16 protein-coding genes and 1 other RNA gene are annotated in these 15,110 nt (G+C 64.4%); 4 read left to right on the top strand and 13 right to left on the bottom strand.

Features of this window, described 5'->3' with window-relative positions; translation table 11 throughout:
* Position 1 precedes the first annotated feature (1 nt).
* The 8 genes from ACYRGX_RS07665 to rsmI all read right to left on the bottom strand — a co-directional run bounded on the left by ACYRGX_RS07665 (position 2) and on the right by rsmI (position 7,799).
* Positions 2 to 1,363, bottom strand: coding sequence for a UDP-N-acetylmuramoyl-tripeptide--D-alanyl-D-alanine ligase (locus tag ACYRGX_RS07665; RefSeq protein ID WP_473056014.1), 1,362 nt, complete (start codon positions 1,361 to 1,363; stop codon positions 2 to 4).
* Positions 1,356 to 2,819, bottom strand: a complete 1,464-nt coding sequence (gene murE, locus ACYRGX_RS07660) for a UDP-N-acetylmuramoyl-L-alanyl-D-glutamate--2,6-diaminopimelate ligase (protein ID WP_473056013.1) — start codon at positions 2,817 to 2,819, stop codon at positions 1,356 to 1,358. Before murE ends, ACYRGX_RS07665 begins: the two co-directional genes overlap by 8 nt.
* On the bottom strand, positions 2,819 to 4,552 hold the full coding sequence (locus tag ACYRGX_RS07655; protein WP_473056012.1) for a peptidoglycan D,D-transpeptidase FtsI family protein: 1,734 nt from the start codon (positions 4,550 to 4,552) through the stop codon (positions 2,819 to 2,821). The genes murE and ACYRGX_RS07655 overlap by 1 nt, the downstream gene beginning before the upstream one ends.
* Positions 4,549 to 4,842 (bottom strand): cell division protein FtsL, encoded by a 294-nt coding sequence (ftsL, locus tag ACYRGX_RS07650; protein ID WP_473056011.1) that lies wholly within the window; start codon positions 4,840 to 4,842, stop codon positions 4,549 to 4,551. The genes ACYRGX_RS07655 and ftsL overlap by 4 nt, the downstream gene beginning before the upstream one ends.
* Positions 4,839 to 5,780 carry a 16S rRNA (cytosine(1402)-N(4))-methyltransferase RsmH gene (gene rsmH / locus ACYRGX_RS07645; protein ID WP_473056010.1) on the bottom strand — a complete coding sequence of 314 codons (942 nt, stop codon included), beginning with the start codon at positions 5,778 to 5,780 and terminating at the stop codon, positions 4,839 to 4,841. The genes ftsL and rsmH overlap by 4 nt, the downstream gene beginning before the upstream one ends.
* Complete coding sequence (gene mraZ, locus ACYRGX_RS07640) at positions 5,777 to 6,232, bottom strand: division/cell wall cluster transcriptional repressor MraZ (protein ID WP_473056009.1); 456 nt, start codon at positions 6,230 to 6,232, stop codon at positions 5,777 to 5,779. Before mraZ ends, rsmH begins: the two co-directional genes overlap by 4 nt.
* A 293-nt stretch (positions 6,233 to 6,525) precedes the next feature.
* Positions 6,526 to 6,884, bottom strand: an RNA gene (gene rnpB / locus ACYRGX_RS07635) — RNase P RNA component class A.
* Between the two features lie 66 nt (positions 6,885 to 6,950).
* Positions 6,951 to 7,799, bottom strand: coding sequence for a 16S rRNA (cytidine(1402)-2'-O)-methyltransferase (rsmI, locus tag ACYRGX_RS07630; protein ID WP_473056650.1), 849 nt, complete (start codon positions 7,797 to 7,799; stop codon positions 6,951 to 6,953).
* 135 nt (positions 7,800 to 7,934) lie between these two features.
* Here rsmI and ACYRGX_RS07625 point away from each other — a divergent pair, with 135 nt between their 5' ends.
* The 4 genes from ACYRGX_RS07625 to ACYRGX_RS07610 are packed head-to-tail and all read left to right on the top strand — an operon-like array spanning position 7,935 to position 11,252.
* Positions 7,935 to 9,698, top strand: a complete 1,764-nt coding sequence (locus ACYRGX_RS07625; protein WP_473056008.1) for a penicillin-binding protein activator — start codon at positions 7,935 to 7,937, stop codon at positions 9,696 to 9,698.
* Entirely contained in the window at positions 9,695 to 10,045 is a 351-nt protein-coding gene (locus tag ACYRGX_RS07620; RefSeq protein ID WP_473056007.1) for a YraN family protein, read from the top strand. Before ACYRGX_RS07625 ends, ACYRGX_RS07620 begins: the two co-directional genes overlap by 4 nt.
* A gap of 38 nt (positions 10,046 to 10,083) precedes the next feature.
* Positions 10,084 to 10,677, top strand: coding sequence for a phosphoheptose isomerase (locus tag ACYRGX_RS07615; protein WP_473056006.1), 594 nt, complete (start codon positions 10,084 to 10,086; stop codon positions 10,675 to 10,677).
* Entirely contained in the window at positions 10,674 to 11,252 is a 579-nt protein-coding gene (locus ACYRGX_RS07610; protein ID WP_473056005.1) for a BON domain-containing protein, read from the top strand. Before ACYRGX_RS07615 ends, ACYRGX_RS07610 begins: the two co-directional genes overlap by 4 nt.
* A 40-nt stretch (positions 11,253 to 11,292) precedes the next feature.
* Here ACYRGX_RS07610 and ACYRGX_RS07605 read toward each other — a convergent pair whose 3' ends face one another.
* From ACYRGX_RS07605 to petA, 5 genes are all read right to left on the bottom strand, one after another.
* Positions 11,293 to 11,736: a ClpXP protease specificity-enhancing factor gene (locus ACYRGX_RS07605; RefSeq protein WP_473056004.1), complete on the bottom strand. Its 444-nt coding sequence runs from the start codon at positions 11,734 to 11,736 to the stop codon at positions 11,293 to 11,295.
* 15 nt (positions 11,737 to 11,751) lie between these two features.
* On the bottom strand, positions 11,752 to 12,366 hold the full coding sequence (locus ACYRGX_RS07600) for a glutathione S-transferase N-terminal domain-containing protein (RefSeq protein WP_473056003.1): 615 nt from the start codon (positions 12,364 to 12,366) through the stop codon (positions 11,752 to 11,754).
* Positions 12,367 to 12,448: 82 nt separating this feature from the next.
* Positions 12,449 to 13,264 carry a cytochrome c1 gene (locus ACYRGX_RS07595; protein WP_473056002.1) on the bottom strand — a complete coding sequence of 272 codons (816 nt, stop codon included), beginning with the start codon at positions 13,262 to 13,264 and terminating at the stop codon, positions 12,449 to 12,451.
* Positions 13,264 to 14,475 (bottom strand): cytochrome b, encoded by a 1,212-nt coding sequence (locus ACYRGX_RS07590; RefSeq protein ID WP_473056649.1) that lies wholly within the window; start codon positions 14,473 to 14,475, stop codon positions 13,264 to 13,266. Before ACYRGX_RS07590 ends, ACYRGX_RS07595 begins: the two co-directional genes overlap by 1 nt.
* Positions 14,475 to 15,068: a ubiquinol-cytochrome c reductase iron-sulfur subunit gene (gene petA / locus ACYRGX_RS07585; RefSeq protein WP_473056001.1), complete on the bottom strand. Its 594-nt coding sequence runs from the start codon at positions 15,066 to 15,068 to the stop codon at positions 14,475 to 14,477. Before petA ends, ACYRGX_RS07590 begins: the two co-directional genes overlap by 1 nt.
* Between the last annotated feature and the right edge of the window lie 42 nt (positions 15,069 to 15,110).

The raw sequence follows: 15,110 nt of genomic DNA, 5'->3' as shown, positions 1-15,110 counted from the left end.
ATCAGTGAGCCTCCGTGCCGCACAGGACAGCGACGATCTTGTCCATCGCCGCGCTGCGAGAGCCTTTTACGAGAAGAGTGGTATCCGGGCCAGTCTCGGCGACGAGCGCTTCGAGCAGGCTGGCCTGGTCAGGGAAATGCCGTGCGCCGGGGCCGAAGGCGGCGACCGCATGGCTCATCAGGGGGCCGGTGGCAAACAGGGCATCCACCTTGCCGCGGGCGTGGCTGCCAACCTGGGCGTGGCCTTCTTCGGCCCATTCGCCCAGCTCGCCCATGTCCCCCAGCACGAGGATGCGACGACCGGTGAAACCCGCGAGCAGGTCGACCGCGGCGCACATGGAGGCAGGGTTGGCGTTGTAGCTGTCGTCGATGACCCTCGCGCCGCTCAGCGCTTGCAGCGTAGTGGCGCGACCGCTGACCGGCCGCATGGCCTGCAGCCCTTCGACGAGGGTCGCCAACGGTACGTCCAGGGCATGCGCAGCTGCTGCGGCGGCCAAGGCATTGGCCACGTTGTGCTCGCCCAACAGGTTGAGCTGCACGTGCGCCTGGCCGGCCACCCCAGCGAGTTCGAACGCCACGCAACCCCGCGCGTCGCGCTGCAGGTCGTGGGCATAGAGGTCGGCCTGGGCATCCACCAGAGAGAAGCTCAGGACACGGCGGGTACCGGCGCGCGCACTCCAGATGGCGAACGACGGGTCGTCCAGATTGAGTACGGCGGTGCCGTCGCCAGCCAGGCCGTCGATGATCTCGCCCTTGGCCTCGACGATCTTCTCCGGTCCGCCGAAGGCGCCGACATGGGCGCTACCGGCGTTGGTCAGGATAGCCACGTCGGGGCGGGTCATGGACACGGTATAGGCAATCTCGCCGACGGCAGAGGCACCCAGCTCGATGACCGCCGACTGGTGCTCGGGCGCCAGCTCGAGCAGGGTCAAGGGTGCGCCCAGGTCGTTGTTCAGGTTGCCCCGAGTCGCCAGTACCGGGCCCTGCCGGCTCAGAATGGAGGCCAGCAGTTCCTTGACGGTGGTCTTGCCGCTGGAACCGGTGACGGCGGCGACACGACCGCCGAAGCGGTCACGATTCAACGCACCCAGGCGACCCAGCGCCAGGCGCGTATCGGCCACGAGCAACTGGGGCAGATCGACGCCCTTCATCGGCTGCGAGACCAGCGCTGCAGCGGCGCCCTTGGCAGCTACCGCCGGCAGATAGTCGTGACCATCGAAGCGCGGCCCGACCAACGCGACGAACAACTGGCCGGGACGCAGCGCGCGGCTGTCGGTGCAGACCGAGGAGAAGCTCGCGTCGGCGCCGACCAGACGTCCCTGCAGCACATCGGCGATCGCCGTCAGGCTCATTGGCTCAAGCATGCCCGGCACTCCATTGCTGCAACGCCCGCTCGGTTTCGAGCAGGTCGGAAAACGCGTGGCGCACGCCATCGATCTCTTGGTAATCCTCATGTCCCTTGCCGGCCAGCAGCACCACGTCGCCGGCCTTGGCCGCGGCCACGGCAGCGGCAATTGCCGCACCGCGTCCATGGCGAAACTCGACGCGCTCCGGCTCGGCAAAGCCGGCACGGATGTCATCGAAGATGCGTGCCGGGTCTTCGCTGCGCGGATTGTCGTCGGTGACCAGGACACGATCAGCGAGACGCTCGGCGACCTGTGCCATCAGAGGCCGCTTGCCACGGTCACGATCACCACCGCAGCCGAACAGGCAGTTCAACTCGCCCTGCACGTGAGGACGCAGGGCACCGAGGACCTGCTCCAGGGCATCCGGGGTGTGTGCATAGTCGACCACCACCAACGGCTGCTCGCCGCCGCCCAGGCGCTGCATGCGCCCGGCTGGTGCGTTCAGTTCCGGTACTTGGCGCAGGATCTCGTCCAGCGGGTAGCCCAGCGCGAGCAGCGCGCCGACGCAGGCCAGCAGGTTGCTCAAGTTGAAGCGTCCGAGCAGCGGACTGCGCAGCAGACCCTCGCCCTGGGGCGTGACCAGCTCGGCGCGAATACCGTGCTCGTCGAATTCGGCGCGCCGGCAATAAAGGAAGGCGCCGGCGTCCTCGAGGCTGTAGCCGATCAGGCGTGAGTCCGCCTCGCTGGCGGCCAGCTCGCGTCCGAACGCGTCATCGAGATTGATCACCCGGCAACGCAGGTTGGGCCAGGCGAACAGGCGTGCTTTGGCGGCGCCATAGGCCTGCATGCTGCCGTGGTAGTCGAGGTGGTCGCGGCTGAGGTTGGTGAACACCGCGACATCGAAGTCCAGCGCCGCAACGCGGCCCTGGTCCAGACCATGGGAGGAAACCTCCATGGCCACGGCGCGGGCGCCGGCCTGCTTGAGTTCGGCGAGGGCGTATTGCACCGAGATGGAATCCGGCGTGGTGTGCCGGCCACTGCGCAACGCGCCATGGAAACCGTTGCCCAGGGTGCCGAGAATGCCGCAGCGTTCGCCGAGACGATCCAGCGCCTGGGCAATCAGCTGGCTGACGCTGGTCTTGCCATTCGTTCCGGTCACCCCGAGCAGGCGCAGACTACGTGAAGGCTCGCCATAGAAGCGCCCGGCCAGGGCCGAGAGCTGGCTACCCAGGCCGCGCACCTGCAGCAGCGGGATGTCCGTCACCGGCAATTGCCCCGCACCCTCGGCTTCATAAACGACTGCGGCGGCGCCACGCGCCAGGGCATCGGCGATATGCGCTCGACCATCCTGATGCAGACCGGGAACCGCGACGAACAGATCGCCAGGGCGTACCTCGCGACTGTCCTGGGTCATCTGCCGCAGCATCACCGAAGCCCCGGCCTGGGGCAGCAATTTCTCCAACGCAACGGCCATCAGCCTCGCCCTCCGCGATTGGCGCCGGCATCGGCGGTCTGCGTGTCGGTGCTCGGCAGGTTGTCCGGAGCGATGTTCTTCAGACGCAGCGCGCCGGACATCACGCGACTGAACACCGGCGCGGAAACCAGGCCGCCGTAGTAGCCGCCCTTGCTGGGTTCGTCGATGACCACCGCGATGGCGATGCGCGGGTCGCTCATCGGTCCGAAGCCGGCGAACAACGAGCGATAGGCATTTTCCTGGTAGCCCTTGGTGCCGACCGAGGCTTTGCGCGCGGTACCGCTCTTGCCCGCCACGTGATAGCCGGGCACCTGCGCGCGATAGACACCCCGTGGCGCCTCGATGACCTGCTCGAGCATGCCCTGGATGGTCTTCGCCACGTTTTCGGGAATCGCCTGGGCGCCCTGCGGAGCCTGATCCACACGCACCAGCGACAGCGGCACCGCGCGACCATCGTTGGCCAGCGTGGCGTAGGCATGGGCCAGTTGTACCGCGGTCACCGAAAGGCCGTAGCCGTAGGACAGCGTGGCGGTCTCCGCCTGGTGCCATTCGCGATGACTGGGGAGGTTGCCCACGCGTTCGCCGGGGAAGCCCAGACCCGTGTCCTGACCGAAGCCGACCTTGCGCATGACCTCGTGGATCGCCTCGCCACCGATATCGAAGGCGACCTTGCTCATGCCGACGTTGGAGGAGTTGATGAGGATGCCGGTCAAGTCCAGCTCACGGCCTTCGCTGCGGGTCACGTCACGAATGGTGTAGCGACCGATGCGCAACGAGCCGGGCCAGACTTCGACGATGTCGCTGGGCTTCCAACGACCGGACTCCAGTGCAGCGCTCATGGAAATCGGCTTCATCGTCGAGCCAGGCTCGAAGACGTCGATCATCGCCCGGTTACGCATGGCCGCCGGCTGCAGGTTGCGACGGTTGTTCGGGTTGTAGGTGGGCTGGTTGACCATGGCGAGAATCTCGCCGGTCTTCACGTCGATCATCACCAGGCTGCCGGCCTTCGCACCGAACTCGACCAGCGCGTTGCGCAGCTCGCGGTGGGCGAGGTACTGCAGGCGCAGGTCGATGGACAGCGCCAGGGTCTTGCCAGCCTTGGCGTTGCGCGTGACCTGCAAATCGCGAATCAGATGGCCACGGCGATCCTTGAGCACCTGGCGCTTGCCCGGCACGCCGGCAAGCCACTGCTCGTAGGCCAGTTCCATGCCTTCGCGGCCGTGATCGTCGATATCGGTGAAGCCGACCACATGGGCCGACACCTCGCCCGCCGGGTAGAAACGACGGAATTCCTCCATCGAGTAAACGCCCGGGATCTTCAGGCCCAGCACTTCCTGGCCTTTCTCCGGCGTCAGGCCGCGCACCAGATACATGAATTCACGCTCGGCGTTGGACGACAGGCGTTCGGCGAGTTCGGCAGGCGGCTGGCCGAGCGCCGCGGCGAGTTCGCCCCAACGATCCTTGGCACCCTGCAATTCCTTGCCGTTCGCCCACAGCGTGGTCACCGGGGTACTCACCGCCAGCGGCTCGCCGTTGCGATCGGTGATCAGCCCACGGTGCGCGGGAATCGAGATGTGCCGCACGCTGCGCGCGTCGCCCTGGTTCTTCAGGAAGTCGTGGTCGACCACATGCAGGTCGACGATGCGCCAGGCGATGGCGCCGACCATCAGCGCGAGCAGGCCGAGGACGACCCGGAAGCGCCAGGGATAGAGTGCGCCTTCGAGGCCTTTCATGGCTTCACCAGGCGGACTTCGTCCGCGGCAGGAATACGCATACCGAGCTGCTCGGTGGCCAGCGTCTCGATACGACTGTGGGCCGTCCAGGTGCTCTGCTCGAGGATCAGCCGACCCCACTCGGCCTGGGCCTTGTCACGCACGGAGAGCTCGCCGTACAGCTCGTTGAGCAACTTGCGGTTCCAGTACGCGGTATAGGACACCGCCACCGCCGAGCCGAGCACGCCGGCGAACAGCAGCCCGAGCAGCAGGCTGCCGCGCGGCAAGGGCTTGGCGAACAGACGGCTCATCGCAGCTTCTCCGCGATGCGCAGCACCGCGCTTCGCGCGCGCGGGTTGGCGCGCACTTCGGCGTCGGAAGCGAACACGGGCTTGCCGACCAGCTTCAGGCGAGGCTCGAACGCCTTGGGAATGATCGGCAGATCACGCGGCAGATCGTCCCGTTCGCCCTTGGCATGGCGACGCATGAAGCGTTTGACGATGCGATCTTCCAGGGAATGGAAACTGATCACCGAAAGGCGCCCACCGACTTCCAGTGCATCGAGTGCTGCCTCCAGGCCGCGCTCCAGATCGCCCAGTTCGTCGTTGACCTGAATGCGCAGCGCCTGGAAGGCGCGCGTTGCCGGATGCTTGCCTTTCTCCCAGGCGGGGTTCGCCTGACTGACCACCTCGGCCAGGTCGGCAGTACGCAGAAAAGGCTGAACCTCTCGGCGTGCGACGATGGCACGCGCCATGCGCCGAGCGAAGCGCTCCTCACCATAGTCCTTGAAGACGCGTGCAATCTCGTCCTCGGCGGCACTGGCGATCCACTGGGCTGCACTCATGCCACGCTCAGGGTCCATGCGCATGTCCAGCGGACCGTCCTGCTGGAAACTGAAACCGCGCTGGGGATCATCCAACTGCGGCGATGAGACACCCAGATCCAGGAGAACACCGGCAAGACGCCCGACGAGGCCGGCGACAGCCAATTCGTCGATAAGTTCCGCAAAACTGCGCCGCACAACGACAAAGCGGCCATCCTCGGCCGCTAGTGCTTGCCCCGACTGAATCGCCAGGGGGTCTTTGTCGAACCCCAGCAACCTACCATCGGGCCCCAGCCGCTGCAGGATCGCCCTGCTATGCCCTCCGCGCCCGAACGTGCCGTCCACATAGCAACCCTCCGCGCGCACGGCGAGTCCCTCGACGGCTTCGTCGAGCATCACGCTGATATGGCTGAAGGTGCTGGTCATAGAGTCAGGTCTTGCAGTTCGTCCGGCATACCGCCGGTTTCCTTGATGGCAGCCAGGTCCGCGTCGGCCAACGCGTTCCAGGCATCTTCGTCCCACAACTGGAACTTGTTCAGTTGCCCCACCAGCATCACCCGCTTTTCCAGCCCGGCGTAACTGCGCAGGCGGGGCGGCACCAGGAAGCGCCCGCTACCGTCGAGTTCCAGATCGACGGCATTGCCGATCAGCACGCGCTGCAAGCGCCGAGTCTCCTCACGAAAGGAGGGCAATGCGCGCAGCTTGGCTTCGATCTGTTCCCACTCGGGCAGCGGATAAAGGCAAAGGCAGGGGTCGATGGCGTCGACGGTGACGATCAATTGGCCTTCGCAGCGCGCAACGAGCTCATCGCGATACCGACTTGGCATCGCGAGCCGCCCTTTGGCGTCGAGGCTGATTGCGTTCGCTCCGCGGAACAAGGCCGTGATTCCCCACCTACGTAATAATTTTTCGCCCTATCGACCCACTTCATGCCACTTCCTACCACTGCCGCACACTATAGAAACGCACCTGATACAGGTCAAGCGCTGCCAAGGACTAAAAAATCCTTACAGAACGGCAATTTACGTACGATTTCGCGGCGAAAAAGCGAGATGGGAGAAAAATGCGGAGGGAAAAATCCAATAAAAACAAACGCGTCACTTCAACACTTAAAGTAAAGCGTTAACTTTAATATCGTTTAGGCATTAGAAACGCGGGGGAAAGAAGGAAGGAGGAGAGTCGATCTGTAAGCCGGGTTTTGTCGAGGACAGTCATTCCTCTACGACAGCCATCGCTGACTGCCTCTAGCAACCTACCCGGTTCCAGCGCGGGCCACGCCAATGGAACCCTATTTGGTCTTGCTCCGAGTGGGGTTTACCTAGCCACGAACTGTTGCCAGTCGTGCGGTGCGCTCTTACCGCACCTTTTCACCCTTACCGGCGCTTGCGCGCTTAGGCGGTTGTTTTCTGTGGCACTTTCCGTAGGCTCGCGCCTCCCAGGCGTTACCTGGCACTCCGCCCTATGGAGCCCGGACTTTCCTCCCTCCCCAGTACCTGAGCACATGGGGACAGCGACTGCCCGATCGACTCTCCGCCGGCTAGATTAACGAAGGCAGGCCCTGTGCTGCAAGTTGCCATCACAGCCGGGCCGAGCCATTCAACCCTTGCGCTCGAGCCCCAACTGGTAGAGCAGGTTCTTGCGCACGCCGGTGATCTCGGCCGCCAGCGCCGCCGCCCGCTTGAGCGGCAATTCGGCGAGCAGCAGATCGAGCACCCGCAGCGCCTGCGCCGGGACATGCTCGACATCGCCTTGCGGGGGTTTCCAGCCCGCCACCAGCAGCACGCACTCACCCCGTTGCTGGTTGCTATCCGAAGCCACCCAGTCGTACAGCTGCGCCAGCGGCAGACCGCGAATGGTCTCGAACGCCTTGCTCAGCTCCCGCGCCAGCACCGCCTCGCGCTCCCCACCAAAGGCATCGCGCAGATCGCCGAGACTCTCCAGCACGCGGTGCGGGGCCTCGTAGAAGATCAGCGTGCGCGACTCTTCTACGAGAGCCTGCAGGCGCGCCTGCCGCCCCGCCGCCTTGGCCGGCAGAAATCCCTCGAAAGCGAAACGATCCGAAGCCAGCCCTGCCGCCGATAGCGCCGCGATCAGAGCACAAGCGCCCGGCACCGGCACGACACGGATACCGGCAGCGCGCGCCTGTCGCACCAGATGAAAACCCGGGTCGGAAACCAGTGGCGTCCCGGCGTCGGAAATCAATGCGACGTCGTCACCCGCCTGCAGGCGTGCAATGAAACGCCCGCCCTCGTCCCGCTCGTTGTGATCGTGACAGGCCGCCATCGGCGTCTGGATGCCGAAGTGCTGCAGCAGCCGCGCCGAGTGCCGGGTGTCTTCCGCGGCGATCAGCGCCACATCGGCCAGCACGCGCAGCGCACGGGCACCGATATCCTCCAGATTGCCGATCGGTGTGGCGACCACGTACAGGGTGCCCGGGGAAGGCAGCTCGGAAGGATTCAACACACACCTCGCAACAGGAACAAAGTGCGCATTGTACCGGCTTTCCAGGACGCGGCGTCGCGCACCCGGCGGCGCTTGGGTACAATCGGCCGTTCCTCCGAACGAATCACGGGACACCCCATGATCGCCAGCCTGCGCCCGCTAGCTCTTTTCGCCCTCGCCTGCCTGCTCACCGCCTGCGCCACCCCGCGCTCACCCCTGGGGGAGCTGCCCCGAATCCCTCAGGCCAGTGTCGAACAGATGCTGCAACAGGCCACCGCGGCCGATGCCGAGGAGGCCGCCTCGCTGCGACTAGCGGCAGCCGAGCAGGCCGCCCGCGACGGAAACCGGGACCGCGCCCGCGACATCCTCGCCCAGGTGGACCTCAATACGCTCAAACCCGCCGAGCAGGTCTTCGGTGCGACCCTCGCTGCCGAGCTGGCGCTGGCAGCCCATGATGCCAAGGCCGCCCTTTCGGCCTTGCAAGTCCCCGGCATGAGCTTCCTCGAGCAGCTGCCTGTCGAACAGCAGATTCGCACTTCACTGGCACGCGCCGCCGCCCTGGAGGCCGATGGCCAGACCCTCGCCGCCGCCCGCGAACGCGTGTTCATCGCCCCGCTGCTGCCACAGCCCCAGGCCACCGCGAACCATGAAGCCATCTGGTCGCTGGTCTCCAATCTACCCGCCGACCAGGCCCAAGCCGGCGCCAGCGATCCCGAGCTGGCCGGCTGGCTGGCCCTGGCCCAGGCGGCTCGTACCCCAGGGACCCTGGCGCAGCAGAAAGAATCGATCCAGAACTGGCAACGCGCCAACCCTCAGCATCCCGCGGCCCTGCAACTGCCGAAGCCGCTGCAGACGCTGATGGCACTCGCCGACCGCCCGCTGGAACAGGTGGCCCTGTTACTGCCACAGAGCGGCCCGCTGTCGAATGTCGCCCGCGCGCTGCGTGACGGCTTCCTCGCCGCCCACTTCCAGGCTGCCGCACAGGGTCAGGCACCTCACATTCGTCTGTACGACAGCAGCCAGATACGCGATATGCAGGCCTTCTATGCGCAGGCCAAGGCAGATGGCATGCAGTTGGTGATCGGCCCACTGGAAAAATCCCTGGTCAAGCAACTGGCCGACCTGCCACAGCTGCCGCTGACCACACTGGCGCTGAACTACAGCGATGCGGACCAGCAAGCCCCTTCGCAGCTCTTCCAGTTCGGCCTGGCCGCCGAGGACGAAGCCCGTACCGTTGCCGAGCGCGCCTGGAACGATGGCAAGCGCAAGGCCGTCGCCCTGGTTCCCCCTGGCGAATGGGGTGATCGCGTACTGGTCGCGTTCCGCGACGCCTGGCAGGCACGCGGCGGCAGCCTGGTGGACGCACGGCGCATCGCCGAGCCGGTCGAACTGTCCAACCAGATCAGCAGCCTGTTCGGCAGCTCCGCCGAAGGCGCTGGTCAGCGCCGCGACGTGGACTTCCTGTTCCTCGCCGCGACGCCGCTGCAGGCTCAGCAGATTCGCCCGATCATGGTCTATCAGTACATCGGCGATATCCCGGTGTACGCGACCTCCAACCTGTATTCCGCCAGCGGCAACCGCGCGCAGTACCTCGACCTCGAAGGCATCCGCTTTTGCGATGCCCCCTGGTTGCTGCAGGACAGCCCGCTGCGCCAGCAGGTGACGGCGCAATGGCCCCAGGCCGCCAGCAGCCTCGGGCGTCTCTATGCGATGGGGGCGGACGCCTACCTGCTGTTCCCGCGCCTGGCCCAACTCGAAGCGCTGCCCGGCACACGCCTGGAAGGCCAGAGCGGCAGCCTGCAACTCAACGCGCAACACCGCGTGGAGCGCCAGCTACCCTGGGCGCAGTTCCGCGACGGGCGCATCGTCGAACTTCCCGCCGAGCCCCTCAACCAGCAATGAACCAGGCAGGCCAGCTCGCCGAGCAGCGCGCCTGCGAGTTCCTGGAACGGCAGGGTCTGCGCCTGCTGGAGCGTAACTGGCGCTGTCGGCAAGGCGAGCTTGATCTGGTCATGCTCGACGGCGATACAGTAGTATTCGTCGAAGTCCGCTACCGCCAGCATCGCGCCTGGGGTGGCGCCCTCGCCAGCGTGGATGCACGCAAGCAGGGCAAGCTTATCGACGCCGCGCGCCATTATTTGCACGCCCATAGCCGCTGGAGTACGCACCCCTGCCGCTTCGACGTCATCGCCATCGAACTCGACCGCGAGGCCAGTCCCGACTGGATTCGCAACGCCTTCGACTGCTGAAGTCCCCCCTCTCTATCCGGAAGACCCGTTCGACACCCATGGATATGCAATCGCGAATCCGCCAGCTCTTCAAAGCCAGCATCGAGACAAAGCAGTTGGCCATGGAAAGCCTGGCCCCGGTCATCGAGCAAGCCAGTCAACTGATGGTCGGCACCCTCCTGCAAGAGGGCAAGATCCTCTCCTGTGGCAACGGTGGCTCTGCCGGCGACGCCCAGCATTTCTCCTCGGAGCTGCTCAATCGCTTCGAACGCGAGCGCCCAAGCCTGCCGGCCCTGGCCTTGACCACCGACAGCTCGACGCTCACCTCGATCGCCAACGATTACAGCTACAACGAGATCTTCTCCAAGCAGATCCGCGCCCTCGGCCAACCCGGTGACGTACTGCTGGCGATTTCCACCAGCGGTAACTCCGCCAACGTCATCCAGGCCATCCAGGCCGCCCACGACCGCGAGATGCTGGTCGTGGCGCTGACCGGCCGTGACGGCGGCGGCATGGCTTCACTGCTGCTGCCCGAGGACGTGGAGATCCGCGTGCCCTCCAACGTTACCGCGCGCATACAGGAGGTCCACCTGCTGGTGATCCACTGCCTTTGCGATCAGATCGACAGTCAACTGTTCGGGAGTGAAGAATGACCCGCCATCGCCTTACCCTGCTCGCCCTGAGCCTGTGCCTGGGAGTATCCGGATGCAGCTCGGTGCTCACTGCCAGCCGCGACACACCGATCGAAGACAACCGCGGGACCCGCACCATCGGCAGCACCATCGACGACTCGCTGATCGAAACCAAGGCAGCGGTCAATATCGCCAAGGCCGACCCCGCCCTGGATAGCGACTCGCACATCGTGGTGGCCAGCTATAACGGCGTCGTACTGATCGCCGGCCAGACGCCGCGCGAAGACCTCAAGCAAAAGGCCGAACAGGCCGCAGGGCAGGTGCAACGCGTGAAACGCGTGCATAACGAACTGCAGGTGCTGCCACCTTCCTCCGCACTGGCACGCAGCAACGACGCCTGGCTCACCACCCGCATCAAGGCGCAGATGCTCACCGACAGCGCTGTGCCCGGCTCGCGAATCAAGGTGATCACCGAAAACGGCATCGTCTTCCTACTCGGCCTGGTCAGCCATGCCGAAGCCGACCATGCGACGTCCGTGGTACAAAGCGTATCGGGCGTACAGAAGATCGTCAGGCTGTTCGAATACATCGACTGAGGGCGGGCGCTCGTTGCGCCGCCCCTGCGGCCAACGAGCGCTACTTGACGACCTTCAGACTGGGCCGCCCGCTGGGCCTTGGCGGTTCATCGTCGGGACCTTCGCCCCCGTCACCAGGCACGGCACTCAGCGGCGTCACCTCCTTGCTCGCGTCCGGCGCAGTCCCCACCTCCGGAACCTCCGCCTCGAAAACCATCCCCTGCCCATTCTCGCGGGCATAGATCGCCATCACAGCCGGCGTAGGCACGCGCAATTGATGCGGCACTCCACCAAAGCGGCTCTCGAAGGTGATCCATTCGTTGTCCATGCTCAGGCCACGCGTCGCCATTGGCGAGACGTTGAGCACGATCTGCCCATCCCTGGCATAACCGGTCGGCACTTCCACGCCCTGCTGTTCGGTATCCACCAGCAGGTGCGGCGTACATTCGTTATCGACGATCCACTCGTAAAGCGCGCGGATCAGATAGGGGCGACTGGATTTCATCTAACCTCCGGGAGTTCAGCGCATCTTGCGCTCGGCGGCGGACAGGCTGACCTGAAACGCCGGACGGGAAAAGCACCGCTCCATGTATTCTTGCAGCGGTCGAGCCGGACGCGGCAGCTCGATCCCCATCCGCGGCAAACGCCACAATAAGGGCAGCAGACAGCAGTCCACCATACTCAGTTCGTCGCTGAGAAAGAACGGCTTTTCGGCGAATAGCGCTGCCACGCCGGTCAGACTTTCGCGCAGTTCCTTGGCCGCCCGCACCCTGGCCTCATCAGGCGTTCGAGAATCCAGCGCCAGATCACCCAGCGCACACCAGTCACGCTGGATGCGATGCATCAACAGGCGGCTGTTGCCGCGCGCCAGGGGGTAGGCCGGCATCAGCGCCGGGTGCGGATAACGCTCCTCGAGATACTCCAGAATCACCGAAGGCTCGTACAGAGCCAGATCCCGCTCGGCGAGAATCGGCAAGCCCGCATAAGGGTTGAGTTCGGCCAAGCGCGCAGGAAAAGCTCGCGGACTGATGTCCTGCACATCCACATCGATACCCTTCTCGGCAAGCACCAGACGCACGCGGTGCGAGTAGTGATCCTCAGGGTCGGAGTAGCAGGTCAAACGACTGGCAGCCATCGATTTCCTCACGATCCATAACGCAAAAAACGCGCGCGCCCGTGAAGGGCGCGCGCGTCGCTACGGCAAAGCCGACAGCTGTTTAGTGAACGTCCTTCCAGTACTCACGCTTGAGCAGGTAGGCGAACACGAAAAGCACCACCAGGTAGAGCAGCACATAGGTACCGATGCGCCGGCTCTCGAGCTTCACCGGGTTGGCCGAATAGGCGAGGAAGGTCACCAGATTCTGGATCTTCTCGTCGAATTCGGCCTCGCTCAGCGACCCGGTGTTCGGGATCACCACGGGGCGCTCGCAGTCTTCATGGGTGATAGGCGTGCCGGTCAGGGGATCGAACAGCTTCTTGCCGTTTTCGACGACCTGAACCTGGCGACAAGCGACCGGAGCATGACCTTCGGGTAGCTTTTCAGGAATCACCTGGCGACCCTGCAGGCTAGCCAGCACGTTCGGCATGCCGACGTTCGGGAACACCGTGTTGTTGGCACCCAGCGGACGCGAGGGATCCTCGTAGAAGCTGCGCAGGTAAGTGTACAGCCAGTCGTTACCACGCACACGTGCGACCAGGGTCAGATCCGGCGGCGCTGCGCCGAACCAGCTCTTGGCATCTGCCGGCTTCATGCCGATATCCATGTGGTCACCGATCTTGGCGCCGGTGAATACCACATTCTGGAGCATGATTTCTTCGGGAATTCCGAGGTCACGGGCGACACGCTCGTAACGCTGGAACTTCGCCGAGTGGCAGCCCATGCAGTAGTTGGCGAAGGTGCGCAGGCCATCCTGCATTGCAGCCTTGTCGGCCAGATCGATATCGACCTTGTCCAGGTGAACGTCATGCCCACTGGCGGCAAAGGAAAATGCCGGCAGCAGAGCGAATACGAGTGCAGCGAGTTGCTTTTTCATCAGCCATCCACCCTTTCCGGAACCACTTTGGTCTTCTCGAGCCTGGTGTAGAAAGGCATCAGGATGAAGTACGCAAAATAGATGACGGTGCAAATCCGCGAAGCCAGCGTCCGCTCGGGAGTCGGTGCCAGCACGCCCAGTACGCCGAGAATCACGAAGGCCACGCAGAACAACAGCAGGGCGATCTTGCTCATCCAACCCTTGTAGCGCATCGATTTGACCGGGCTACGATCCAGCCACGGCAGCACGAACAGCACGGCGATGGCAGCGCCCATGGCGATGACGCCCATGAGCTTGTCCGGAACCGCGCGCAGAATCGCGTAGAACGGGGTGAAGTACCAGACCGGTGCGATGTGCTCGGGCGTCTTGAACGCGTTGGCCTGCTCGAAGTTGGGCTTCTCGAGGAAGTAACCACCCATCTCCGGGAAGAAGAACACCACCGCGCAGAACACGAACAGGAAGACCACCACCCCGACGATGTCCTTGACGGTGTAGTAGGGATGGAAGGGAATGCCGTCCAGAGGCACGCCGTTCTCGTCCTTGACCTTCTTGATATCCACGCCTTTCGGGTTGTTGGAACCCACCTCGTGCAGCGCCAGGATATGCAGGACCACCAGGCCCAGCAGGACGATCGGCAACGCGATGACATGCAAGGCGAAGAAGCGGTTCAGGGTAATACCGGAAATCAGGTAGTCACCACGGATCCAGGTAGTCAGATCATCGCCGATCACCGGAATGGCACCGAACAACGAGATGATCACCTGAGCCCCCCAGTAGGACATCTGCCCCCACGGCAGCAGGTAGCCCATGAAGGCCTCTGCCATCAACGCCAGGTAGATCATCATGCCGAACAGCCAGACCAGCTCGCGCGGCTTCTGGTAGGAGCCGTAGAGCAGCCCGCGGAACATATGCAGGTAGACCACGACGAAGAACGCCGAGGCACCGGTGGAGTGCATGTAGCGGATGATCCATCCGTACTCCACGTCGCGCATGATGTATTCGACGGAAGCGAACGCCTCTTCGGCCGTCGGGGTGAAGCTCATGGTCAGCCAGACGCCGGTGAGCAACTGGTTGACCAGGACCAGCAGCGCCAGCGAGCCGAAGAAGTAGAGAAAGTTGAAGTTCTTGGGTGCGTAGTACTTGGCGAGATGGTCTTCCCACATCTTGGTCGCGGGGAAGCGCGCATCGACCCATTCCATGAACTTGCTCATCATGCCTTCTCCTGGTCGACGCCGATGGTGATCACGCTGTCCGTGTCATAGGAGTGCGGCGGCACCGGCAGGTTGAGGGGCGCGGGCTGAGCCTTGTAGACACGGCCGGCAAGGTCGTAGCGGGAACCGTGGCAAGGACAGAAATAGCCACCGACCCACTCCGGCCCCAGGTCAGCCGGAGCGACCTCCGGACGGAACGACGGCGAACAGCCGAGGTGAGTGCATAGACCGACGAGAATCAGAATCTCGGGCTTGATCGAACGCAGCCGCGGATCAACGTAGGTCGGCTGCACGGAGGCCTGCGACTGCGGGTCGGCGACCACCGGATCGGTCTTGTCGAGATTCTTCAGGATCTCCTCGGTGCGGCGCACGATGAACACCGGCTGGCCACGCCATTCGGCGACCATCTGCTGGCCCGGCTCGATCTTGCCGATATTCACCTTCACCGGGGCACCAGCGGCCTTGGCCTTGGCGCTCGGGAACCATGACCCCACGAAGGGGACCACGGCCCCGGCCGCCCCTGCAGCCCCTACCACGGAGGTAGTTGCCACCAGGAAGCGACGCCGGCCAGCATTCACGCCGTCATTGCTCATTCAGTCGTCTCCCATCAGCTTCACGGCCTGTTGGCCAGGCCT

The sequence above is a fragment of the Pseudomonas sp. R4-15 genome (genome assembly GCF_055768815.1).
Note: the sequence above shows the minus strand (reverse complement) of the source record. Positions and strands in the feature narration are given on the sequence as shown.